Origin of the sequence: Novosphingobium sp. AAP93, from assembly GCF_001296055.1 — a bacterium.
Classification (GTDB): domain Bacteria; phylum Pseudomonadota; class Alphaproteobacteria; order Sphingomonadales; family Sphingomonadaceae; genus Novosphingobium.
The window spans coordinates 22,506-45,050 of the sequence record NZ_LJHZ01000002.1 but is presented as its reverse complement, the minus strand read 5'-3'; the positions used below and the strand labels follow the sequence as shown (position 1 = coordinate 45,050).

The 22,545-nt window shown below is 65.7% G+C and carries 17 protein-coding genes; 2 read left to right on the top strand and 15 right to left on the bottom strand.

The genetic code is table 11. The annotated features are described in order from the left end of the window. Window positions 1-110: 110 nt before the first annotated feature. The 7 genes from IP83_RS00530 to IP83_RS00500 form a co-directional block, all read right to left on the bottom strand. On the bottom strand, window positions 111-1,019 hold the full coding sequence (locus IP83_RS00530; RefSeq protein ID WP_054120261.1) for an alpha/beta hydrolase: 909 nt from the start codon (window positions 1,017-1,019) through the stop codon (window positions 111-113). Continuing rightward, a complete protein-coding gene (locus IP83_RS00525; RefSeq protein ID WP_054120247.1) occupies window positions 1,019-2,533 on the bottom strand; it encodes a tryptophan halogenase family protein in 1,515 nt (504 codons plus the stop codon). Before IP83_RS00525 ends, IP83_RS00530 begins: the two co-directional genes overlap by 1 nt. A 4-nt stretch (window positions 2,534-2,537) precedes the next feature. Further along, window positions 2,538-4,595: a glycoside hydrolase family 97 protein gene (locus IP83_RS00520; protein ID WP_054120260.1), complete on the bottom strand. Its 2,058-nt coding sequence runs from the start codon at window positions 4,593-4,595 to the stop codon at window positions 2,538-2,540. 17 nt (window positions 4,596-4,612) lie between these two features. After that, window positions 4,613-6,241, bottom strand: a complete 1,629-nt coding sequence (locus IP83_RS00515; RefSeq protein WP_054120246.1) for an alpha-amylase family glycosyl hydrolase — start codon at window positions 6,239-6,241, stop codon at window positions 4,613-4,615. Beyond that, entirely contained in the window at window positions 6,238-8,058 is a 1,821-nt protein-coding gene (locus IP83_RS00510) for an alpha-amylase family glycosyl hydrolase (protein WP_197274232.1), read from the bottom strand. The genes IP83_RS00515 and IP83_RS00510 overlap by 4 nt, the downstream gene beginning before the upstream one ends. A 23-nt stretch (window positions 8,059-8,081) precedes the next feature. After that, window positions 8,082-9,632 (bottom strand): tryptophan halogenase family protein, encoded by a 1,551-nt coding sequence (locus IP83_RS00505; protein WP_054120244.1) that lies wholly within the window; start codon window positions 9,630-9,632, stop codon window positions 8,082-8,084. A gap of 193 nt (window positions 9,633-9,825) precedes the next feature. Next, a complete protein-coding gene (locus IP83_RS00500; RefSeq protein WP_054120243.1) occupies window positions 9,826-12,630 on the bottom strand; it encodes a TonB-dependent receptor in 2,805 nt (934 codons plus the stop codon). A 309-nt stretch (window positions 12,631-12,939) separates the two neighbouring features. On the opposite strand from IP83_RS00500, the gene IP83_RS00495 reads away from it, so the two are divergent. Together IP83_RS00495 and IP83_RS00490 are read left to right on the top strand one after the other, a co-directional pair. Further along, a complete protein-coding gene (locus tag IP83_RS00495; RefSeq protein ID WP_054120242.1) occupies window positions 12,940-13,974 on the top strand; it encodes a LacI family DNA-binding transcriptional regulator in 1,035 nt (344 codons plus the stop codon). A 141-nt stretch (window positions 13,975-14,115) separates the two neighbouring features. Continuing rightward, on the top strand, window positions 14,116-15,588 hold the full coding sequence (locus IP83_RS00490) for an MFS transporter (RefSeq protein WP_054120241.1): 1,473 nt from the start codon (window positions 14,116-14,118) through the stop codon (window positions 15,586-15,588). On the opposite strand, the gene IP83_RS00485 is transcribed toward IP83_RS00490, so the two are convergent. The 8 genes from IP83_RS00485 to IP83_RS00450 are packed head-to-tail and all read right to left on the bottom strand — an operon-like array spanning window position 15,585 to window position 22,529. Beyond that, the gene (locus tag IP83_RS00485) at window positions 15,585-16,421 is read right to left on the bottom strand and encodes an SDR family NAD(P)-dependent oxidoreductase (protein ID WP_082364380.1); all 837 of its coding nucleotides are present in this window, start codon (window positions 16,419-16,421) and stop codon (window positions 15,585-15,587) included. The two genes, IP83_RS00490 and IP83_RS00485, sit on opposite strands and share 4 nt — an antisense overlap. A gap of 22 nt (window positions 16,422-16,443) precedes the next feature. Further along, the gene (locus IP83_RS00480; RefSeq protein WP_054120240.1) at window positions 16,444-17,079 is read right to left on the bottom strand and encodes a hypothetical protein; all 636 of its coding nucleotides are present in this window, start codon (window positions 17,077-17,079) and stop codon (window positions 16,444-16,446) included. Between the two features lie 27 nt (window positions 17,080-17,106). Continuing rightward, on the bottom strand, window positions 17,107-18,114 hold the full coding sequence (locus IP83_RS00475) for a Zn-dependent alcohol dehydrogenase (RefSeq protein WP_054120239.1): 1,008 nt from the start codon (window positions 18,112-18,114) through the stop codon (window positions 17,107-17,109). Window positions 18,115-18,126: 12 nt separating this feature from the next. Continuing rightward, window positions 18,127-18,885 (bottom strand): SDR family NAD(P)-dependent oxidoreductase, encoded by a 759-nt coding sequence (locus IP83_RS00470; protein ID WP_054120238.1) that lies wholly within the window; start codon window positions 18,883-18,885, stop codon window positions 18,127-18,129. Further along, a complete protein-coding gene (locus tag IP83_RS00465) occupies window positions 18,873-19,760 on the bottom strand; it encodes an MBL fold metallo-hydrolase (RefSeq protein ID WP_054120237.1) in 888 nt (295 codons plus the stop codon). The genes IP83_RS00470 and IP83_RS00465 overlap by 13 nt, the downstream gene beginning before the upstream one ends. After that, window positions 19,760-21,379 (bottom strand): FAD-binding oxidoreductase, encoded by a 1,620-nt coding sequence (locus IP83_RS00460; protein WP_082364379.1) that lies wholly within the window; start codon window positions 21,377-21,379, stop codon window positions 19,760-19,762. The genes IP83_RS00465 and IP83_RS00460 overlap by 1 nt, the downstream gene beginning before the upstream one ends. Then, entirely contained in the window at window positions 21,376-21,693 is a 318-nt protein-coding gene (locus IP83_RS00455; protein ID WP_054120236.1) for a cytochrome c, read from the bottom strand. The genes IP83_RS00460 and IP83_RS00455 overlap by 4 nt, the downstream gene beginning before the upstream one ends. Next, window positions 21,690-22,529 (bottom strand): SDR family NAD(P)-dependent oxidoreductase, encoded by an 840-nt coding sequence (locus IP83_RS00450; protein ID WP_054120235.1) that lies wholly within the window; start codon window positions 22,527-22,529, stop codon window positions 21,690-21,692. Before IP83_RS00450 ends, IP83_RS00455 begins: the two co-directional genes overlap by 4 nt. Window positions 22,530-22,545: the final 16 nt, after the last annotated feature.

Here is a 22,545-nt window from a genome sequence, read left to right as displayed (position 1 = left end):
CGGCATACTCCTTATCCGGGCCGCTGCACGAGAGCGCCCGACGGCTCCCTAGACCCGAATGCCTTGGGGTTCATCACGCATAAGTATGCGAGTTGCGCGGGTCATGCCAGTCAGCGGCGGAAGAGCCATGCGAAGATTTCGGGCAGGCGTGCGGCCCAGGCGTTTTCCTCGTGCTCGGCGCCGGGATAGACCCGGCTCTCGAAATCGCTCCCGCGCTGCCAGCCCAGCTTGGCGAACCCGGCGTCGATGGGTTCCTGATAAGGTGCATAGAACGCATCGAGCGTGCCGGTGCCGTGGTCCATCCAGATCCGCCGCCCGCGAGGCGCACCCAGGGTCCGGTCGAAAAAGCCGGTCCAGACGGCGAGCGTCTCTGGGTTGAAGCCCTTGACGGTATCGGGGCCGATGGCCGGCCAGTGCGAGCTGATGCACGCGCCCTGGCCATAGACGTCGGGCCGCGCGGCAATCGCATAGCAGCTCATCAATCCGCCCATGCTCGAGCCGGCGATGGCGGTATCGGCGCGCCCCGGACGTGTGCGGAAGGAAGCGTCGACCCAGGTCTTGAGCGGTCCGGCCAGCCACGCCAGATAGGCGTCCGAGATCACCGGCCCATCCGCCATTTCGTCCATCTTGGCCTTGAGCGCCGGCGGTGCGGCATCATAGGCCGGGCGCGGCAGATACTGGCGGAAGCGGTCCTTGCCCGGCGCCCACACGCCGACGATGATGCGCGGCTCGATCCCCTGCTCTGCCGCGACCTTGAGCATGGCCTTGTCCGCCGCCCAGATCTTGTTGAAGTTGCTGTTCTTCAGCTCGAACAGGTTGTGCCCGTCGTGCATGTAGAGCACCGGGTAGCGCTTGCCGGATGTCTCGTAACCCGGCGGCAGCCAGATCGTGAGGCGCTGCGGCGGCAGGCCTGCGGCTTCCACCCTTTCGTATTCGATCAGCCGCCCGCCATCCTCCGCACGTGCCGGGGCAGACAGCAGGACCATCAAGGCGACCAGCACCCAAAAAAAACGCCGCATCATGCCTCCTCGAGCTGCGCCAGCAAGTCGTCGTGCGCCGGGAAGTTCAGCGCACAGCCCGCGATGAAACGATCGATCTTCGCCATGTCCGCCAGCGGCAGGTCGGGCTCGGGCGGCTGCAGGCGGGCAGCTTCGGGAAACTGGCCATACCCCGCCAGCAGGCAATGCCAGGAAAGCGGCGCGTAGTACCGGTCGATCCCGAGACGGGCGACTTCCGCATCAAGCTCGCCGCCCCGGAACCAGCAGGTCATCACCGCCTTGAGGTTGTCCGAGAGCACGTCATGCTCGGCATTCGCCCGCCAGTAATCGCCATCGCGCCGGTTCATGCGGTAATGGCAGACGATGTAATCGCGAATGCCTTCATAGCGCGCATGGATCGCCGCGTTGAACTGGTCGCGATGCGCTGGGCCGAAGCCATCCGCCAGCAGCGCCTCGATCCAGCCCGAAAGCGTGGCATGGACAATATGCAGCGCGGTCGCCTCCAGCGGCTCGATGAAGCCCTGTGCCAACCCGATGGCGAGACAATTCGCGACCCACGAACGGCGCACCTGCCCCACCCGCATCGCAAGATGGCGCGCCTCGACATCCGCATCGAGCAGGCCGAGATGGCGGCGCAGCTCGGTCTCGGCGGCGTCGGCACTGATGAAATCGCTGGAATAGACATAGCCGTTGCCGGTCCGGCCGGTCAGCGGGATGCGCCAGGCCCATCCGCAGGACAGCGCGGTCGAGACGGTCTCGCACGAGGTTGCGCCTTCGTCCCGCGCACCGGGCAGCGCGACGGCGGCATTGTTGAACAGGTTCCCGGCAAAACTTTCGAACGGCTCGCCAAGCGCTTCGCCGATCAGGCTGGCGCGAAACCCCGAGGCATCGATGAAGAAATCGCCGGCGATCTCCTCTTCGCCGCCTTCGAGCACGAGCGCCGCGATCGCACCGGAGGCGCCGCGCCGCACGCCGGCGACCCGCCTCGGGACATGCCGGACGCCGAGCTTTGTTGTCGCATGTGCGGCGAGGAACTGGCCGACCAGCGTTGCATCGAAATGGTAGCCATAGCCCAGATCGAACGGGAAGTTCTCGCCCGGCACCGGGCCGAGCCGCGCCTCGGCGAGGCGTGCGCCGAGGAAGAAGCGGTCAGGATGGGCCACCACGTCACGTCCGGTGCGCCGGGCACGGGTATGAAAATAGAAGGCCGGAGCGGTATGCCCGTCGAGCGCGGACTGGAAGGGGTGGAAGTAGCTCTCGAACCCCGGCGCATCGGACCAGCCTGCAAAGCGTATGCCGGTCTTGTAGGTGGCATGGCAGGCGGGCATCCATTCGCGCTCGGCGATGCCGAGTTCATCGAAGAAGACCTTGAGCTGCGGAGTGGAGCCCTCACCCACCCCGATGATGCCGATCTCCGGGCTCTCGACCAGCGTGACCGATATCGGATGATCCCGGCAGCGGTGCGCGATAAGCGCGGCCGCCATCCATCCGGCCGTGCCGCCGCCAAGGATGACGAAACGCCGCGCTGCCGTCATGCGCCTACTTGCCCGGATGGAGGCGGATCGCCGCGCCGCCGCCGGGCGCGAGCCAGAGCGGCAGCTTGTCGCCCTTCTTCACCGTGAGCGTGGCATAGGCGATGCGGTGGCGGGCATCGGTCTCGTAGGTCGCGCCTTCGCCATCCTTCCAGACCGTGGCGATATAGGTCTTGCCTGGATCGAGGAAATCCATCGCCAGCGTCACATCGCGCGCGGTATGACCATTCACGCCGCCGACGTACCAGTCCTCGCTGTTCCGATCCTTGCGCGCGAAGATCGCGAAATCGCCCACTTCGCCCGCGATCAGGTGGCTTTCCGACCAATCGGCTGGCACCTGCCGGATGAACTGTAGCTCCTTGGGGTGCGCGGCAAGGCTTTCGATGAAATCCGAAGCCATCTGGATCGGCGAATAGAGCGCGAGGTAGAGCCCGAGCTGCTTCGCCAGCGTGGAGGCCAGCGGCACATGGTTCGCGCCTTCAAGGCTCAGGATTCCGGGTGTGTAGTCCATGGGGCCAGACAGCATCCGGGTATAAACGAGCGTCGGCTCATGGTCCGGCCCGTTGGCGAACTGGCCCCATGCGTTGTATTCCATGCCGCGCGCGCCTTCGCGGTCGATCCAGTTGGGATAGGTCCGGCGCAGCCCGGTATCCTTGACCGGTTCGTGCTCGTTGATGGCGATCCTGTACTTCGCGGCTGTCTCGACCACCTTGAGGTGATGCGCCACCTGCCGCTGGCCGTCGTGGTACTCCATGCGTGTCTCGCCGGGCTTGTCGCCGGGCGCGATGATCCCGCCGGCATCGGCCACGTAACCGGTCTTCACCGCGTGCATGCCAAGCGACTGGTAGAGCTTCATCGCGTCTTCCAGCTGCGCTTCGTAATTGGCGATGTTGCCACCGGTCTCGTTGTGGCCGATCAGCTGCACTTTCTGTTTCGCGGCATAAGCCGTCACCGCCTTGAGATCGAAGTCGGGGGTCGGCTCGGTGAAGCTGAAATCCTGCCCGTGGCCGAACCAGTCGCCGTTCCAGCCCTTGTCCCAGCCTTCCACCAGCACGCCGCCGAAGCCGTTCTTCGCGGCGAAGTCGATGTACTGCTTGGTCCTTTCGGTGGTCGCGCCATGGCGCGGCCCCTCGGCCCAGGTCCAGTCGCCGCGGATCATGCCCCACCAGATGCCGATGTACTTCATCGGCTTGAACCAGCTGACGTCGCCGATCTTGTTGGGTTCGTTGAGGTTGAGCTCGAGGTCGTTCTCGACCAGCCCCGCCGCATTGTCAGCCACGCGGACCGTGCGCCACGGCGTATTGAACGGCAGGTCGCGGATCACCCTCGCCCCGCGCGACGACGGCGCCAGCGTCGAGCGGAAAAGCTGCCCGTCGGCGCGCTTGAACCACATGCCCGAATAGCCGACCAGCGCGGCCTCGTGAAACGCAAGGTGCGTGCCGTCATCGAGGCGCATGGTGATCGGTGTGTGCGCGGTGGAAACAGCGTCGATCGGCGTCTTCTGGTAGACCTGCTCGTAGCGGTTCCATTCGCCGCCCGGAATCCACCAGGCCGTACCCGGCTGTGCGACGCTGAACTCGGTCCACTCGTCGGCGATCTTCATCGTCTTCATCGCCGGCTGCTCGGGCAGCTCATAGCGGAAACCGAAGCCGTTATCGAACAGCCGGAAGCGCACGTTCATGCGGCGGGCGCCATAGTCGGCATTCTGTTCGAGCCGGACGAGCAGCTCGTTGTGGTGATCGCGCACGAAGCGGCGCTCGCCCCACGGCTGCTCCCAGGTGCTGTCCGCGCTGGCCGTCTCGGAGCCGGTGATGCGGAACCCGCGCACCATGGCGAGGCCGTCGGTCAGCGTGAAGCCCAGCTTGGAGGCGCCGATCAGCAGCTTGCCCTTGCGCGAGAGCGAGTAGGTCGCGCGGCCATCGTTGTCTGTGGTGACGGTGACGACCAGCGAGCCATCCGGCGACGCTGCAGTGACGACAGGGCGCCGCGGCGGTGTCTGCGCCTGCACGGACGAAGGCAACAAGGCGGCGGCGACCAATGCGCCGAGCATGGCCGTGCGGGACATTTGCAACATGATCGGGATCATTCCTCGATGAGCAGGGCGCCGAATGGCGGAAGCGAGCCGGGTGCAGCACCATTGACGGCGGACAGCACGCGGCCGGCAGGCGAAGCGGCCGCCGGCCATGGCGCGGCGAAATGGCCCATGTTGAACACGGCGGTGACGCGCGAACCGTCCGCGCTGCGGCGGATGGCCAGAACATCACCCGCCGCGTGCAGGACCGTGAAATCCCCCGCCCGCAGCGCCGCATTCTCCTTGCGCAGCGCCAGCAGCGCGCGCGTCAGGTTGAGCAGCGAAGCCGGGTCGGCGTCCTGCAGATCGACCGCGCGGGCGTGGTTGTCCGCGCCCAGCGGCAGCCAAGGCTGGCCGGTGGTGAAGCCGCCCTGCTCGCTCTGTGCCTGCCATGGCAGCGGCGTGCGCGCGCCGTCGCGCGAAAGCGTGAGCGGCCAGTTGGCAATAGCCTCGGGATCCTGGATCTGCTCGAAGGGGATCTCGACTTGCGTGAGGCCCAGTTCCTCGCCCTGATAGACGATGATATTGCCGCGCAGCGATGCGAGCAGCATCGCCTTCATCCGCGCAAACGCGGGAACATCCTCCGGCGAGCACCAGCGCGACAGCGCGCGCGGCGCGTCGTGGTTCTCGAACGCCCAGCTCGGCCAGCCCATGCCCGGTGTATCCGGCCACTTGGCCTGCGTATCCGCCACCAGCTGCGGCGTCAGGCGGTCGGCGTAGAGGAAATCGAAGCCGTAGGCGCTGTTGAGGCGGTCATCCCCGGCGGTGAATTCCTTCATCTCGGTCTCGGCCAGATCGCCGCCGACTTCAGCCACGGTGAACACCGCGCCATAGCGGTCGCACAGCGCACGCACGCGCTCGATGAAGCCGACAATGCCCGGGTGCGACTGGTTGTAGATCTTGAGCTGGTAGTCGAACGGCCGAGTCCTGCGGCGCCCGTCATAGGGCGCAGGCGGATTGTTGCGCAGCGCCGGGTCGTGCATCAGGAAGTTGAGCGCATCGATGCGGAAGCCGTCGACACCGCGGTCCAGCCAGAACTTCATCACGCCGAGCAGCGCGTCCTGAACCGCCGGGTTATGCGCATTGATCTGCGGCTGGCTGCTCAGGAAATTGTGCAGGTAATACTGGCAGCGGCGCGCGTCCCACGTCCACGCCGGGCCGCCGAAGACGGACTGCCAGTTGCTGGGGGGTGAGCCGTCTTTCTGCGGATCGGCCCAGACGTACCAGTCGGCGCGCGGGTTGTCGCGGCTCTGCCGGCTTTCCTCGAACCACGGATGCTGATCCGAGGTATGGGCATAGACCTGATCGATGGTGACCTTGAGGCCCAGCTCATGCGCGCGCTCGACCATGCGATCGAAATCGGCGAGCGTGCCGAAAATCGGATCGACGTCGCAGTAATCGGCCACGTCATAGCCGAAATCGCGCATCGGCGAGGTGAAGAACGGCGAGACCCAGATCGCATCGACACCCAGCGCCGCCACGTGATCAAGCCGCGCGGTGATGCCGGGGAGATCGCCGATGCCGTCGCCGTTCGCATCGCAGAAGCTGCGCGGATAGATCTGATAGATCGCCGCGCCGCGCCACCACGGCAATTCTTGCGCGGCAGGAGCAGGGTGGGCTTTGGCGTTCGCTTTGGTCATCTGGTAATCTGGGTCCCTGGGGAGGAAGGGAGAAGGCGGCACACCGCGCTGCCGAACACGGGGAGATCGAGCGTGACGCTGCCCGGCGCGGAAACGCGCGCCGGACACGCGCCGAACAGCGTTTCGAGCGTTTCGGCCGATGTGCCGACCACGGTGGCGGCTTGGATCGGCGCATTGGAGGTGTTGAACGCGATCAGATATTCCGCGCCGGTCGCGGGATCGAAGCGCGAAACGCTGAACAGGCCCGGCTTCTCCGCATACCCGCGCACGATCTGCCGCCCGCGCGCCAAGGCAGGATGGGCCGTGCGCAAGGCGGCAAGCGCGCGGATCATGCGGTAGAACGGGTGCGCCGGATCGAAGTGATCAGCGGCCGCCGGGCGCGCCGCATCGAGCAGCGGATTGTCGAGGTAGCTCGCCGTGTGCGACGGGAACATGTCCTCGCGCGCGTCGGTGTCGTTGCCGTCGCCGACGAAGCCCTGTTCATCGCCGTAGTAGATCACCGGCGAGCCGCGCAGCGTGAGCAGCATGACATGGGCAAGGCGCACGCGCGCTTCGAGTTCGGCCTGGCCGATCCCCGGCATATCGTGGCGGATCAGCGAGGAAAACCGGCCCATGTCGTGGTTGCCGAGGAAGGTCGGCATCGCGAGCGCGGCCTGTTCGCCGCCTTCGTAGAGCACGTCGCCGTCGAACAGTTCTGCCAGCACGTGCGTGCCCTTGCCCTGCGCCAGAACCGCGCGGACCGAGCCCTCGAAGGCGAAATCGAGCACCGCCGGATAACCGTCGCGCCGGGTGTACTGGGCGATGTAGCCGTTGCCCGGCTCCTCGCGCGCGACTTCGCCGAAGATCGTGAAGTTGGGGATGCCCCTCGCCTTGGCCGCTTCAAGCATGGGCGGGATGAACGCCTGCCAGAAGCCGGGATCGACATGCCGCGCCGTGTCGATCCGATAGCCGTCGATGCCGAAATCCTCGATCCATTGCCGGTAGATAGCAATCATGCCCTCACGGACGCGCGGATGTTCGGTGAACAGATCATCCAGACCGACGAAATCACCGAAACGGCTGCTCTCGCCGGTAAAGGTGGTGTTGCCGCGGTTGTGGTAGAACAGCGGATCGTTGAGCCACTCGGGCACCTTCACATGGCTCTCGTCCGCAGGAACGAAGGGCGTGTAGGCGAAGGCGGGATCGGTCAGCCTGGCGAAGTTGTCGGCGGATGAAGCCTCGTCGCCCGCAAAACCCGGATTGATCGCTGTGCCCGCGGTGCCGCCCTTGCGCGAGTAGGGATAGTCGGCGCGGCTGCGATAGGGAAAACCGCCGTCTGCCGCGCGCTCGCGGTACTGGATCACATCCGCCGTGTGATTGGCGATGATGTCCATGTAGACCTTCAGCCCGCGGGCGTGGGCGGCATCGACCAGCGCCTTGAAGTCCGCGTTCGTGCCGAAATGGGGATCGACGCGGGTGAAATCGGTGATCCAGTAGCCGTGATACCCGGCGCTTTCCTGCCCGGGCGCGCCTTGCACCGGCTTGTTCTTGAACACCGGGCCGACCCAGACCGCCGCCGCGCCCAGCCCCTTGATGTAGTCGAGCCGCTGGATCAGGCCCTTGAGATCGCCGCCGTGATAGAAACCCTTGGCGGCAGGATCAAACCCGGTCTTGAGCCGATCTCCCTTGAGCCCGCCGCGATCATTGGCCGGATCGCCGTTTTCGAACCGGTCCGGCAGCAGGAAATAGATGAGCTCACCCGCCGCGGGGCGCGCGCGCACCGCATCGAGCGACACCTGCGCATGGACCGGCGCGCTTGCAGCCGCCAGCGCAGCCATCACGGCAAGGCGGGCCCGGCGCTTCACGCCGCAGCACCCATCTTGAGCGGCGGAGCGGCGCAGTGGCGGGCGATAAACTCGGCATGGCCCGGATAGCGCTCGACTTCGCGGCGATAGAGCCCGTTCAGCGTCTCGAGATAGCCCTTGAGATCGGCCTCGCTGATCGTTTCCGCCAGCGCGTGGCTGCGCTCGGGGACAATCCCCTGCCCGGCCATGACCTGAAACCAGCCCACTTCGCTGAACAGCTCGTCGCCATGCCGGAAGATATGGCCGTTCGCGCGGAACAGCTCGATCCGCTCGGCCAGACTGTCCGGCAGCGCCATGTTGCGCATGGCCTGCCAGAACGGCTCGGGCCGCTGGTTCACATGATAGTGCAACACGATGAAATCGCGGATGCGCTCCATCTCGAAGGTGAATTGCCGGTTGTATTCATCGCGCGCGGCCTGCGTCTGGTCCTTGCCGGGCAGGAACTTGAGAATGCGCGAGATCGCGGACTGGATCAGGTGAATGCTGGTCGATTCCAGCGGCTCGAGAAATCCGCTCGAAAGCCCGACCGCGATCACGTTGCCCCGCCACGCCTCGGCACGGCGGCCGGTGGTGAAGCGGATGGGCCTGGGATCGGCGAGCGCGGGCGCGTCGAGATGCGCAAGGAGGCTTTCCGCCGCCGCCTCATCCGAAGTGAACGCGCTGCAATAGACCCTGCCATTGCCGGTGCGATGCTGCAGCGGAATGCGCCACTGCCAGCCTGCGTCATGCGCGGTCGCGCGGGTATAGGGAGTGAAATCCTCGACCCGGCCGCTCGGCACTGCCAGCGCGCGGTCGCAGGGGAGCCAGTTCGTCCAGTCGATATAGCCACTGCCCATGGCGCCGCCGATCAGCAGGCCGCGAAAACCGGTGCAGTCGATGAACAGATCGCCGGCGATTTCCTCGCCGGAGGTCAGCACCAGCTGCGTGATATCACCGCTGAGCGGATCCTGCCGGATTTCGGCAATCTTGCCTTCACGGCGCGTCACTCCGCGGCTTTCCGCGAACTGGCGCAAGAAGGCGGCATAGAGCCCCGCATCGAAGTGGAACGCGTGCGGCATCTCGGGAACGTTGCGGCTGGTCAGCGGTGCCCCGCGATGCATGCGGCCGGCATGTGCGGCCACATCATTGATCGCATAATCGCCATGCGGCCCGGCAAGGCCGAGACGGCGCGCACGTGACCAGTAATGATGGAACGCGCAGAGCCCGACATCGCGGCCGACATCGCCGAAGGCATGCATGTAGCGCTCGCCGGGAGCGCCCCAGCCCACGAACTCGATCGCCAGCTTGAAGGTGGCCTGCGTGGCGCGGATGAACGCGTCCTCGTCGATCCCCAGCGCCTGGTTGAACATGCGGATCTGGGGGATCGTCGCCTCGCCGACGCCGACGGTGCCGATCTCTTCGGATTCGACGAGCGTGACGGTGAAGCCGGTATCGAGGAAATGGCCCAGGGCGGATGCAGCCATCCAGCCAGCGGTCCCGCCACCAGCCACGACGATGCGCACGGGGCCCGGGGTGCTGGCGCTACCGCTGGTCTCAGTGCTGCTCATCGCAGGCTCCTCGCGTGAGGGTAGAAAGGGGATGCCGGGCGGCCAGGACCGAACGTGGCAGGCGCGGCGGTTCGGGCGCGGCTGACCGACCCGCGATCAGCCTGCCAGTGCTTGGTAGGGGTATCAGGCATCGGGCGAAGGTACCGGGCGGATGGTCTTGCAGCAAGCCATCCGCCCGAACCCCGCATAGGTATTAGAACTTGTAGCTCACGCTGACATAGTACTCGCGGCCGTAACGCTGATAGTCGATCACCTGGCGCACGTCATCGTTCTGATAGGTGATGAACGGACGATCGGTAAGGTTGCGCGCCTGGAACAGGACCGAGAGGCCTTCGAGCGTCGTACCGGGCTGGAAGTCATACCCGATCTGGGCGTCGAGGATGCCTTCCGCCTTCGCCGTGCGGTAGGTCGGGTTGGCCGACAGACCCGCGACTTCGGCGAGGAACTTCGAGCGGTAGCGATACGAAGCACGCGCCTGGATGCCGTGCTTTTCGTAGTAGATCGAAGCGTTGGCCACCCAGTCCGACAGGCCCGGCAACGTGATCGGGTTGCTGTTGTCGCCGAGACGGATCGTGCTGTCGGTATAGGATCCGCTGCCATAGAAGCCGAAGCCGTCAAGCGAAGGCGTGAGCAGCGAGAAGGGCACCGAAACAGTGAGTTCCGCACCCTTCAGCGAGCCGCGACCGTCGTTGAGCGGCTGTGAAACCACGCCGACCGTCGTCGCAAGCTGGTTGCGGATCGCGGCGGGCAACGAGGCCGCCACAGCGGCAAAGTCGAACGGCAGGTTGCGCTGCGGGTTCACGAAATCCGTAAGCCGCTTGTAGTAACCGGCCAGCGACACATAGCCGCCCTTCGGGAAGTAGTGTTCGACCGAGAGGTCCACGTTCGCGGAACGATACGGCCGCAGCTGCGCATTGCCACCGGTCGACTGGAAGAACGGCCGGGTCGGATCGCTCGAGCCGATGTTCTGGAAGTTGAAGTTCAGTTCCTGGTTCACGCGCTCCTGATCGAGACGCGGACGAACCATGCTGAGCGACGCGGCCAGCTTCACGTAAGTCGAGTTGGCGACTTCCAGCGCAAAGTTGGCGCTGGGCAGGATGCGCCAGAACTTGTCACCACCGGTTGCGGGAACCACCAGCACATCGCCGGTCGCCGAGTCGAAGCGCGAGATCGAACCCCTCGAGCTCTGATCGGTATAGACCGCCTGCACACCGATCGAGCCGGTCAGCTTCTTGCCGGCGACATCGCCGTCAAGCTTGATCATGCCGTACGCGGTCCACACCTTTTCGGTGACGGTGTTGTCACGCACCAGCGAAACCGGACGGTTGTCGAAGACCGATGCAAGCGAGTTGTTGACGAGGTAGATCGGATCGAGCGCGAGCATCTGCGGCACGCCGAGGTAGGCAAGCGGCACGGTGCCGATGACGGCTTGGTCCGGGATCGGCGCGAACTGCGGCGTACCGCTGTCCACCGAGCAGTTGCTGCCGGCGCCCTTGGGGCACAGGAAGAACGAGGTGAACGCCGAGACCTTCTTGCGGCGGCTGTAGTTGCCGCCGATCTGCCAGCCCGAGAGCACACCCGCATCGTCGATCTTGCCTTCGAGGTCGGCGCGCAGCGAGATGAGGTCGTCCTTGAACTTCGGACGGTTGAGGAAGCCCGCCTGAACCACGGCACGCGTACCGTTGTAACCCCAGCCACGCGGATCGGTGATGCCGAAGATGTTGCGGTCGGTGTAGTCGAGCGTCGGCACGATGTTGAAGGTGCCGTTGGGATTGGCCGAGATCCTCAGCGTGTCGGACGGGCCGCTCACGGCGTAGCCGGTGCCGGTGTAGGTCTCGAGCAGGTCGTCGGTGCGCTTGGCGAGGCTGTAGGCCGCGTCGACCGTCAGGTTCAGCTTGTCGTTCAGCTTGATCTGGTTGTTCCAGCCCACCGAGAAGTTGTCGGCATCGCGGAAGTTGCGGTCGTTGCGCTGGACGGCATGAACACCCGTGACGGTCGCGGACGTGACGAGGCCGCCATTGACCGTGTAGCCGGGCTGCACGGTCGCGCCCGAACCCCAGGCCGGGGCGATCGGGAATTCGATGCCGCGCAGCAGCTGGGTTTCCTTGAACTTCGAGTAGAGCACGTCGAGGGTCGAGTGGAAGTTGTCGCTCGGCTGGTACTCGAGGGTCGCCACCGCGCCGTAGCGCTGCAGCTTGTTCGACTGCACGTAGGGCTTGGCGCCGCCGAGGAACAGGTTGCCGCCCGCGCTGCCTTCGTTCGGGAAGCCCCAGGCGTTGTAGCGCTCGATCTGCGTCGGCGCGCTGGTCGCCGAAACACCGATCGCGATACCGAAGGTGTCATTGGCGAACTTGTCGACATAGGTCGCCGTGGCGCGGTAGCCGTAGCGGGTACCGTCTGGGTTGAGCTTCTGCTGCTCGTTCAGCTGGCCGCGCAGCTGCAGCGCGATGATGCGGTCCTTCTGCGCCAGCGGGCGCAGCATGCGCAGGTCGACCGTGCCGGCGATACCGGCGGCGACCAGCGACGGGGTCGGGGCCTTGTAGACGACGACGTTCTTGAAGAATTCGGCCGGGTACTGGTCGTACTCCACACCGCGGTTGTCACCCACGGTGACCTGCTCGCGGCCGTTCAGCAGGGTGGTGCCGAAGTCCGGGCCAAGGCCGCGGATCGAGAGGCGCTGGTCGCGGCCCTCGAGGCGCTGCGAGGTCACGCCGGGCAGACGGGCGAGCGAGTCCGCGATCGACACGTCGGGCAGCTTGCCGATGTCTTCGGACGACAGCGCCTCGACGATGGTCGGTGCAACGCGCTTGATCGAGGCCGAGGCGTTGAGCGAGCCGCGGTAGCCGGTCACGACCATCGGCGTATCATCGGCCGTCGTGTTAGTCGATGCCTCAGGAGCGGGTGATGCGGCGGTCTGCGCGAAGGCAGGTGCAGCAAGAGCAGCAGCGGTCAGCGCGATCGCCGAACTGCCAAATGCAAAAAGGGTGTGCTTAGCCATGGAAATCAGATCTCCCCCATGCGGCCGGATCGTGGCCTCGACGTTGTCGGAACACGGTTTTTCCGGGTTCAGTACGCGGCGTTGGGTAGAACCGGAGCGGTTGGATACGAATATGGCATACGTATACCATCGGGATTCCGCGGGCTTGGCGCCTTGAAGTGACACCGAATTGCCACGGTCGATGCATTGAGAATCCACACAAACGCCTCAGTCCTTGGGGGCAATTGCGTCCATGCATTTTCATGCGTAGGGTACCGCCCGTCTGATCGTGGGGAAAAACCACGGCGGCGCGGGAGGAGGTTGCAAGCGATGGGCCGCAGGCCGTCCAACAAGCCGACCAGTTTCGACATCGCCTATCTGGCGGGCGTTTCGCAGCCGACCGTGAGCCGTGCCTTGCGCGGCAGCAAGTCGGTCAGCCTTGCCACGCGCCAGAAGATCGAGGCGATCGCCCGCCAGCTTGGCTACACCGTCGACAAGAACGCCTCGTCCTTGCGCTCGCAGCGTTCGAATACGCTGGCGCTGCTGTTCTTCGAGGATCCGACGCCTGACGAATCCGGCATCAATCCGTTCTTTCTGGCGATGCTCGGCTCAATCACCCGGCATTGCGCCGCGCGCGGGCTGGATCTGCTGATCTCGTTCCAGCGGCTCGATGACGACTGGCACAAGCGCTACCAGGACAGCCACCGGGCCGACGGGCTGATCCTGCTCGGCTACGGCGACTACACGCTCTACGAAAGCCGCCTGCGCCAGCTGGTGCGCAGCGGCGCGCATTTCGTGCGCTGGGGCGCGGTGGAGCCCGATACGATCGGCGCGACGGTAGGCTCGGACAATTTCGGCGCAGGGCGGCTGGCCGGCGAGCATCTGCTGGCGCGCGGACGGCGGAAAATCGCGTTTCTGGGCCAGGCGGACAGCCACTATCCCGAGTTCAAGAACCGCTACGAAGGCCTTGTCCGCGCGGTCGAGACGGCGGGACTGACGCATGATCCGGAACTGGTGGTGCCTGCCATTTCCTCCGAGGAACTGGGTTATCAGGCCGCGAAGAAGCTGCTCGCCGGCGGCAAACCGTTCGATGCGATCTTTGCTGCAAGCGACCTGATCGCCATCGGCGCCATGCGCGCGCTGGGCGAGGTGGGCCTCGGCATTCCGGGCGATGTCGCGGTGGTCGGGTTCGACGATATTCCGGCCGCCAGCCTGACCTCGCCGCCGCTGACGACGGTGATGCAGGACATGCGGCATGCCGGGGTCGCGCTTGTAGAAACGGTCATGGCGCAAGTCGAGGACAAGCCCCGCCCCTCGCCCTTCCTGCCCACGCGGCTGGTCGTGCGCGGCAGCACCGGCGGCTGATCATGCGCAGCATTTTTATGCGCAGCAAATGGATGACATTCGTATGCATTGCTGCCCGCGCTGCGATGCTGGCCTAGGGTTGGCCCGAGAAAACAAGGCAAATGCCTGCGCTTTGCAGCGCATGGGGGAGCTGAAAACCGCGTGACGACCCGCCCAAAACCGCAGCAGTCCTTCTGGGGACTGTGGAACGTGAGCTTCGGCTTCTTCGGCATCCAGCTCGCGTTCGGGCTGCAGAACGCCAATGTCAGCCGGATTTTCCAGTCGCTCGGCAGCAGTGTCGACAATCTCGCATTCCTGTGGATCGCCGGGCCGGTGACAGGCCTCATCGTGCAGCCGCTGATCGGCCACTATTCGGACCGGACCTGGGGCCGGTTCGGGCGGCGGCGGCCCTACTTTGTTGCAGGCGCCGTGCTTTCCGCGCTCGCGCTGCTGGGCCTGCCGCAAGCCGGAGTCCTGCTGCTCGCCGCAGGATTCCTCTGGCTGCTCGATGCCTCGCTCAACGTCGCGATGGAGCCGTTCCGTGCCTTTGTCGGCGACATGACGCCCGACAACCAGCGCGCGCAGGGCTTTGCGCTGCAGACCTGGTTCATCGGCGCTGGTGCGGTGATCGGCAGCGTGCTGCCGGCGGTTTTCGCGCACTTCGGCATTGCCAATACGGCGCCCGAGGGCGTGGTGCCCGATTCCGTGAGGCTCAGCTTCTTCATCGGGGCGGCAGCGATGGTGCTGGCCGTGGCGTGGACAGCCCTTACCGTACGCGAGTACAGCCCCGCAGAAATGGCGGCATTCGGCGGCGAGAACCATGCCGAGCCCGGATCGCAGCCGCTCGTTTATTCCACGCGCGGACCGCTTTGGCTTGCGCTGGGTGCAGTGCTGCTTGCGGTCGTCGGCGAACTGGAACTCGACAAGCAGCTCTATGTGCTGGGCGGCGGGCTCGTGGCGTTCGGTCTTGCCCAGATCGTGCTGCGCGCGCTGCAGGCCAAGGGCGCGCTGGCCGAGATCATGAGCGACCTGGCACAGATGCCCGCGCAGATGCGGCAGCTGGCAGTGGCGCAGTTCTTCACCTGGACCGCGCTGTTCATCCTGTGGATATACACGACGCCGGTGGTGACCAAATATGCATTCGGCGCGACGGATACGACCGGTGCTGCCTACAATGCCGGGGCCGACTGGGTGGGCGTGATGTTCGCCTTCTACAACGGCGTTGCTGCACTGGCCGCGTTCCTGCTGCCGGTACTGGCGAAGCGGATCGGTAATGCGCGCACCCATGCCCTGTGCCTGCTCGGCGGCGGTGTGGGGTTCCTGCTGCTGCTCGTGCTGCGGGACCAGTGGTCGCTCCTGCTGCCGATGATCTTCGTCGGGATCGCTTGGGCTTCGATCCTGGCCATGCCCTATGTGATCCTCACCCGCGTGCTGCCGCCGCACAAGTTCGGCGTCTACATCGGTGTGTTCAACGTGTTCATCGTCGTGCCGCAGCTGATGGTCGCGACGATCATGGGCGGGGTGATCCGCAGTTTCTTCCCCACCGATCCCAAGTGGACCATGCTGGTCGGCGCTGTGGTGATGGCAGCCGCAGCATTCGCGATGCTGCGCGTGCGGGAGGACAAGCCCGTCTAGTACTGGAAGGCGGCTTCGGGCACGGCGCTCATCAGCAGTTCATGGCGCTCGCGCATTCTGTCGCGGAATTCGCCGTGGGTCATGATGTAGAGCCGGTTGGCGAGAATGCCGTCCGCGACGATCTCGCCGACTACTTCGGGATCCATCCAGTCGTCACCCGGCGGACGGTCGAGCAAGGTCGCCTCGCTCAGCGTGAAGCCGCTGCCCTGCCGCAAGTGCGCCGGGCGATTGAGCGCCGCCTCGTGGATATTGGAGCGCACGAAGGCCGGGCACAGCACCGACATCCCGACGCCCTTGCCCGCCAGTTCCTCGCGCATGTTCTCGGACAGGTTGAGCACCGCGGCCTTGCCGGCCGCATAGATCGCGAAGTTGGCCGGCATGCGCACGGCGGCGGCCAACGACGAGACGTTGACGACATGCCCGCCCCGGCCATGCGCGATCATGCGCGGCAGGAAGCTCTGCAACCCGTTGATCACCCCGCCGAGATTGACGCCCAGGCCATAGTCCCAATCGGCATAGCCCGCTTCGAGCACCGGGCCTTCCACACCGACACCGGCATTGTTGACGAGAATGTCCACGCCGCCGAGTTCGATATCCATGCGTTCTGCCACGGCGGCGAAGGCGGCGCGGTCCGTGACGTCGAGCTGAAGCGCCGCAACGCTGCTGGCAAACCCGGCCTCCCGGACTTCACGCAGCGCGTGGTCGATATGGTCGGTACGCAGATCAGCGATCACCACGAAGGCGCCGCGCTTGGCGAGGGCCTTGACCACACCGAAGCCGATCCCGCTGGCCCCGCCGGTGACGAAGGCGCGCTTGTCGTGGAAGGTGCGCATCGCCAAAAAGCCTCCCCTCGCCTCAGCCCCGATAGACCCAGTAACGCGGCCCGAAGCGCGCTTCGAGCTGGGCGAGCTTGGCCTTGTGGATGGCCTGGATCGCGGTCGGTGTGGTCGCTTCGTCGGGCGAGACTTCCTCCAGCTTCACGCTGGTCGGGTCTTCGTAGAGGTGTTCGCCGGCAAGCCGCGCCTTGTCGTCATAGGGCCAGATGAAGGCCTGCCGGCTGGAGACGTGATAGAGCGCGTCCGCCTTGGGCGCATCATAGCCCATGGCGGCAAGGTCGGCGCCCTTCGCCAGCTGGTGGAAGGTGATCTCGTCGCAGATGCCCCAGTCGTTCACGGCGAGGCGGTCGTCCGAATGCCACAGCACGGCTTGCCCGACGCTGTTGTAGAAGCCCTTCACGCCCTCCTTGCCTTCGATCACGGCGGGGTTGGCGCCCCATGTCACGCGGTAGACCGGGTGGTCCACCATCATGTCGCTGGCGGTGATATCGTCATAGAGCCCGGCGCCTTCGAGGTTCACGTGGCGCCAGAAATTGAGCAGGATTGCGCGGTGCAGCGGGTTCGTGGTCGCGTTGAACAGCGCCTCGGTCGGGTTCATGCATTCGAATACCGCGCGTTCGATGGCGTTGGTCGGGATCGTGGTGGCGAGGTTCATCGGGCTGTCCTCTCTCTGTTTATGGCTTCAGGCGCCGGGCTCGATCAGCACCTTGCATTGTTCGGTGCGGCGGCGGAGCGCTTCGAACACGGTGGGGGTCTGGGCGAGCGGAATGGTTTCGGTGATCAGCAGGCGCGGTTCGGCCGCGCCCCGGTCGAGCGCATCCAGCGCCGCCTGGTATTCGTGGGTCGTGAAGAACGCCGAGGTGATCAGGCGGACTTCCTTGGAAAGCATCGCGAAGCTGTTGAAGGTATCGGGCACGGTACACAGGCCGAGGAGCACTATGGCACCGCGTGCGCGGACCTGCTCGACGGCCTGCGCGATGAGGCCGGGCAAACCAACGCATTCGAATACAATGTCCGCCTTGCCGCCCAGCGCGCGTTCCGCAGCGCCCAGCGGATCCTCGCGGTCCGCGATGAAATCATGCGCGCCCATGGCCAGCGCGCGTTCCTGCTGCCAGGTCGCGACATCCTGCACCACGACGCGCCCAGCGCCCATGCGCCGAGCCCAGAACGCGGTCGCGAGGCCGATGGGGCCTGCGCCGAGGATCAGCACCTTGTCACCGATGCGCATGCCCGCCATCGCGACACCGTGGAGCGCCACCGCGAGCGGTTCGATGATCGCGCCATCGGCAAGGCTCGCTGATTTCGGCAGCTTCACGCACTGGTTCGGGCTGGTGAGCGCATATTCGGCATAGCCGCCGCCCTGCAGGCCAAACCTGTCGCACCACGAGACGTTGCCGGCGAGACAGGCCGGACATGTGCCGCAGCCTTTAAGCGGACTGACAGCAACCAGATCGCCCTTGACGAGGCCTTCAACGCTCTTCCCGAGTTCGACCACTTCGCCTGCAAATTCATGGCCAAGGATCGAGCCCGCGCCCTGCCCGTAGGCCGGGTCTTCGGTCATATGGAGATCGGAACCGCAGATGCCGCAGCGACCGACCTTGACCACCACTTCGCCCGCGCCTGGCACCGGATCGGCCACTGTTTCGATGACGAGTGGCTTGTGCAGGCCCTGCATGACGGCGGCGCGCATCGGTTCGGCTCCTCAGTGCGCGGTTTGGCCGCCATCGATGGCGATGGTCGCGCCGTTGATGAAGCTGGCGGCATAGGAGCACAAGTGCAGCACGGTCCCCGCGATTTCCTCCGGTTGCGCGGCGCGGCCGCTGACGTTGCCGGCGAAGAACGCGGCGCGGAAGTTCGGATCGTCGGCCCAGTGCTGCGTCATCGGGGTGACCACGAAGCCCGGTGCGATGGCGTTCACGCGGATGTTCGCTTGCGCGTACTCCACCGCCGCCGCCTTGGTGAGGCCCGAGACCGCGTGCTTCATCGCGCAATAGACGCTCATGTTCGGGTCCGCGATCAGCGCGCCGACCGAGGCGGTGTTGACGATGGCGCCGCCGCCGACTTTCAGGAAATGGCGGATTTCGGCCTGCATCGCGAAGAACACGCCCTTGAAATCGACGTCGATGGCGAGGTTCATCTCCTCCACCGTGACTTCATGGATCGGGCGCTGCGGGGGGAGAACGCCGGCGTTGTTGAACGCCGCATCCATCCGGCCGTAACGCTGGACGCAGGCGGCGACGAGCGCGTCCATCGCGGCAGCGTCGGTCACGTTGGCTTGGCAGAACGAGGCCTCACCGCCCGCCTGCTTGATGATCGCGACGGTTTCCTCGGCGCGCGGGTCGACATCGCCGATGATGACCTTGGCGCCCGCGCCTGCAAAGGCGACGCAAGCAGCCCGTCCTATGCCGGTGGCGCCGCCGGTGACGAGGACAGCCTTGTCGGCAAAGGTCATTCGGTCCATGCGGCCTGCTCCCCCTTGGCGACGCGGGTGGAATTGCCGAGCAGGAAATCGCCGAGCACGTCGACCGCGTCCGGAAAGGCCTTCTTCACGCGGGCGGCAAGGTCTGCGCTGTCCTTCGAGGCGGCGACCAGCTTGGGCCACTCGGCGATATAGCGCCGCGTGAACTCGAGACCCGAGGGATCGTCCGGCAGGCCCGGCTTGTTGTGCCCGGCAACGACGATCTCGGGCTTGAGCGCGATGAAGCTGTCATTGGCCTTGCCCCAGGCGGCGATGGCGGCGGCGTCATGCTCGCCCATCCACAGGAACATCTGGTTGTAGACGAGATCGCCCGGGAAGAGCGCCTTGATCGAAGGGGCCCAGAGCGCGGTGGCATGGACATGGTCGCCCTGCACCGGGCCGAGGACCTTGAGTTCCTTGCCCTCGAGCATGATCGTGTCGCCCTCCAGCGCGGCAGGCGCGGTGGGGTGGCGGGGCGAATTGACGCCGAGCACCGGATACCAGCGCTTCACCTTGTAGGGCAGCGAGCGCCAGATATCGGCGGCGACGACCGGGTGCGCGACGATCTTTGCATCGGGAAAGGCATCCTGCAGCACCTCCATCGCGAAGAAGTGATCGGGATGGTCGTGCGTGATGAAGATCGTGGTGAGGTGCTTGCCGCTGTCGAGCACCATCGCGACGACGCGGTGCGCATCGGCCCGGGTGAACGGCGCATCGACCAGCACCGCATCCTTCTCGCCCTTGATCAGCGCGATATTGGCAAAGAGCGAGCCGCCGCTGGTGCGAAGGCTTTCGACCGTGAGCGGCTTTTCCTGCGCATGCGCGGAGGTCGTCGCAAGCAGCGTGGCGGCCAGCGCCAGAAGCGTTTTCCTGATCATCACAGAATTCCTGACTTTCCGGGGGCGAGGATGTGGTTGGGATCGAGCGCGTGCTTGAGCTTCGCGTTGAAGGCGCGGTTCACCGTGCCGAACTGCTCGGCGACAAGGTCCATGGCGTGGACACCGGTGCGGTAGCTGGCCCAGCCTCGCTCGCCGAAGCCGGTCACGAGCTCGCGGTAGCAATCGTCGGCGCGCTTTTCCTCGGCGGGGTCCGACTTGTCGTAGAGCAGCGCGATGATGTGGTGCAGTTCGCGGCTGCCGATGGCGAAGGCGGCGGTATAGTCGAAACCGTGACGCCCAAGGATCTGCTTGGCGAGCTCGACCTGACCCTGCGTCTCGCTGCCCTTTGCCGGCGCAACGGGGGCGAACCAGGCAAGGCCGCCGCCATTGCCGCGCCAGCGGGCGAGGCCGATCTCATCGAGGTTGAGGCCGCCCTGCATCAGCGTCGCATGGTGGTGGAACCACGGGTTGTCGCCCATTTCGGCTTCGGTCAGCACTTCGCCGTCGATCGCGGCAAAGGCGGCGCGGATGATCTTCTCGCTTTCGGCGATCATCCCCTCGGTGCCGTAGAGCGCGATATAGGTGTTCCACATGCCGAGGTTATTGGCCGTGGCGGACTTGGCGACGGCCTCGTCGGTGATCGGGCCGCTGCCGTCCCACACCTCGCCGCGGCGCTTGAACATGGCGAGCTGGTAAGCGCCGCCCATCATCAGCACCACGTTGGGCACGATGTTGGCGATGCGCAGCGGGCGCATGGCTTCGACGATGCGGGCGACGTCTTCCATCTTCTTGTGGCGGACGACGAAGGGCTTGTAGACCGGTGGCTGCGGCATCAGCCACATGCCCATCTTGGTCACCACGCCGAAGTTCGACTGGGTGAACAGGCCGTCGAGGTAGGGTCCGTAGCCCCACTTGAAGGCCTGCCAGGCGGAGGGGTTCTTGGTCGAGCCCATGCCGGTGCGCAGGATCTCGCCGTCCGCGAGGACGACTTCCATGCCGCATTGGACCATGAAATGCTCGCCATAGGGCGTGTAGCCGACGCCGCGGTCGAGCGTGTTGCCAACGGGGCTGGCGATGGGACCAACCGTCGGCACATCGATCCACAGCGGGATGTTGTTCTCGACCAGATAGTCCTTGAGCTGGCGGTAGGTCACGCCCGGTTCGACCAGCGCCGTGCACAGCTCGGTATCGACCGAGAGGATGCGGTTCATGCGCTTCAAATCGAGCACCATCTGCCCGGGGGCGGCGGTGGTCGTCTGGCCATAGCCCATGTTCTTGCCGGTCGAGACGGGCCAGATCGGCTGGCGGAACTGGTTGGCGATCCTGACGATGGCCTGCACCTGCTCGACATTCTCAGGGCAGACCGCGCCGACGGGGACGTGCTTGCCATAGGGATCGGGCGTGTAGGACTTCTTCCACGGCGAGACGGCTTCGGGATCGGCGAAGACCCATTCCGCGCCGACGACCTTGCGCATCGCAGCGACAGCGCCCGCGAAATCGCGCTTCTTCACGCCGGGGGCGAGGACGGCCTTGGCCTTGGCTCCGGTACCGAGACCGACAGCGGCGGCGCCTGCAGCCGCACCGCCGAGCAGCGAGCGGCGATCGATGTTCGCGGTCATTGGCCTTTTTCCTTGGGGTCAGCGCTGCTCTTTTCGACCCATGCGGCCAGAGCCTTGAGTTCGGCGGGGGAGACTTCGGTGGGGCGGAAGGCGGGCATCGCGTTCTGGCCGTGGCGGACGATGTATTCGACCGCGCTGGCGGGGAGCGCCCTGCCGCGGATCACCGGGCCGACGTTCTTGCCGTGGCAATAGCCGCAGACGGCGCCGTAGACCTGTTCAGGACTGCGCTGGGGCTGCACTTCGCCGAGCTTCTGCGCAGCTTGGGCGGTGCCGGCGAGCGCAAGGCCCGCGGCGAGAATGGCAATTCGCTTCACTGATATTTCCCCAGCATCATGCCGCCGTCGATCACGACGTGGCTTCCGGTCATGTAGTCCGACGCATCGGAGGCAAGCAGCAGCGCCAGCGGCTTTAGCTGGTCGGTTTCCGCCACCGATCCAAGCGGCACGATGGCATCCCATGCCTTGCGCGCGACGGGGTCCTTCTTGAGCCAGCCTCCGCCGATGTTGGTGACGAACGGCCCCGGCGCGATGGCGTTGATGCGGATGCGGAACTCGGCAAGCTCCAGCCCCAGCGCGCGCACCATGTGCAGCACACCCGCCTTGGCCGGCATATAGGGCAGACCGACGATGGGTTCGGTGACGAGGCCCGCGTTGGAGGCGGTGCAGATGATCGAACCACCGCTGCGTCCATTGGCGCGGCCGGGCTGTTTCATCACGCGCACGGCGTTGCTGACGGTGTAGAACACGCCGGAGAGATTGACCGAGATCGACTTGTCCCAGCGATTGGGATCATAGGTATCGACCTGGCCATCCGGGTTGCGGTGGCCGGCAGGGTTCCAGAAACCGGCCCCGGTATCTATGCCAGCATTGGCGAAGGCGATGTCGAGCCCGCCATAGGCCTTGGCGTGGGCATCGAAGGCTGCGGCAACAGCATCGAAATCCGAAACGTCGAGCCGGTCGAACCGCGCTTCGTATCCGGCTTCCTTCAGCCGCGCCGTTTCGCGCTCGGCCCCTTCGCCGTCGATATCGGTCAGCGTGACCATCGCGCCGGCCTCGGCCATGGCCTCGGCATAGGCGAGGCCGATGCCGGATGCCGCGCCGGTGACGAGCGCGGAGCGACCCTTGATGTCGAAGCGGTCCAGAATTGCCATTGTTTGTCTTGTCCTC

What these genes read in the sequence shown, in the direction of transcription:
- IP83_RS00530 (WP_054120261.1), bottom strand. Translation starts at nt 1,019, where the DNA reads ATGCGGCGTTTTTTTTGGGTGCTGGTCGCCTTGATGGTCCTGCTGTCT.
- IP83_RS00525 (WP_054120247.1), bottom strand. Translation starts at nt 2,533, where the DNA reads ATGACGGCAGCGCGGCGTTTCGTCATCCTTGGCGGCGGCACGGCCGGA.
- IP83_RS00520 (WP_054120260.1), bottom strand. Translation starts at nt 4,595, where the DNA reads ATGTCCCGCACGGCCATGCTCGGCGCATTGGTCGCCGCCGCCTTGTTG.
- IP83_RS00515 (WP_054120246.1), bottom strand. Translation starts at nt 6,241, where the DNA reads ATGACCAAAGCGAACGCCAAAGCCCACCCTGCTCCTGCCGCGCAAGAA.
- IP83_RS00510 (WP_197274232.1), bottom strand. Translation starts at nt 8,058, where the DNA reads ATGGCTGCGCTGGCGGCTGCAAGCGCGCCGGTCCATGCGCAGGTGTCG.
- IP83_RS00505 (WP_054120244.1), bottom strand. Translation starts at nt 9,632, where the DNA reads ATGAGCAGCACTGAGACCAGCGGTAGCGCCAGCACCCCGGGCCCCGTG.
- IP83_RS00500 (WP_054120243.1), bottom strand. Translation starts at nt 12,630, where the DNA reads ATGGCTAAGCACACCCTTTTTGCATTTGGCAGTTCGGCGATCGCGCTG.
- IP83_RS00495 (WP_054120242.1), top strand. Translation starts at nt 12,940, where the DNA reads ATGGGCCGCAGGCCGTCCAACAAGCCGACCAGTTTCGACATCGCCTAT.
- IP83_RS00485 (WP_082364380.1), bottom strand. Translation starts at nt 16,421, where the DNA reads ATGCGCACCTTCCACGACAAGCGCGCCTTCGTCACCGGCGGGGCCAGC.
- IP83_RS00480 (WP_054120240.1), bottom strand. Translation starts at nt 17,079, where the DNA reads ATGAACCTCGCCACCACGATCCCGACCAACGCCATCGAACGCGCGGTA.
- IP83_RS00475 (WP_054120239.1), bottom strand. Translation starts at nt 18,114, where the DNA reads ATGCGCGCCGCCGTCATGCAGGGCCTGCACAAGCCACTCGTCATCGAA.
- IP83_RS00470 (WP_054120238.1), bottom strand. Translation starts at nt 18,885, where the DNA reads ATGGACCGAATGACCTTTGCCGACAAGGCTGTCCTCGTCACCGGCGGC.
- IP83_RS00465 (WP_054120237.1), bottom strand. Translation starts at nt 19,760, where the DNA reads ATGATCAGGAAAACGCTTCTGGCGCTGGCCGCCACGCTGCTTGCGACG.
- IP83_RS00460 (WP_082364379.1), bottom strand. Translation starts at nt 21,379, where the DNA reads ATGACCGCGAACATCGATCGCCGCTCGCTGCTCGGCGGTGCGGCTGCA.
- IP83_RS00450 (WP_054120235.1), bottom strand. Translation starts at nt 22,529, where the DNA reads ATGGCAATTCTGGACCGCTTCGACATCAAGGGTCGCTCCGCGCTCGTC.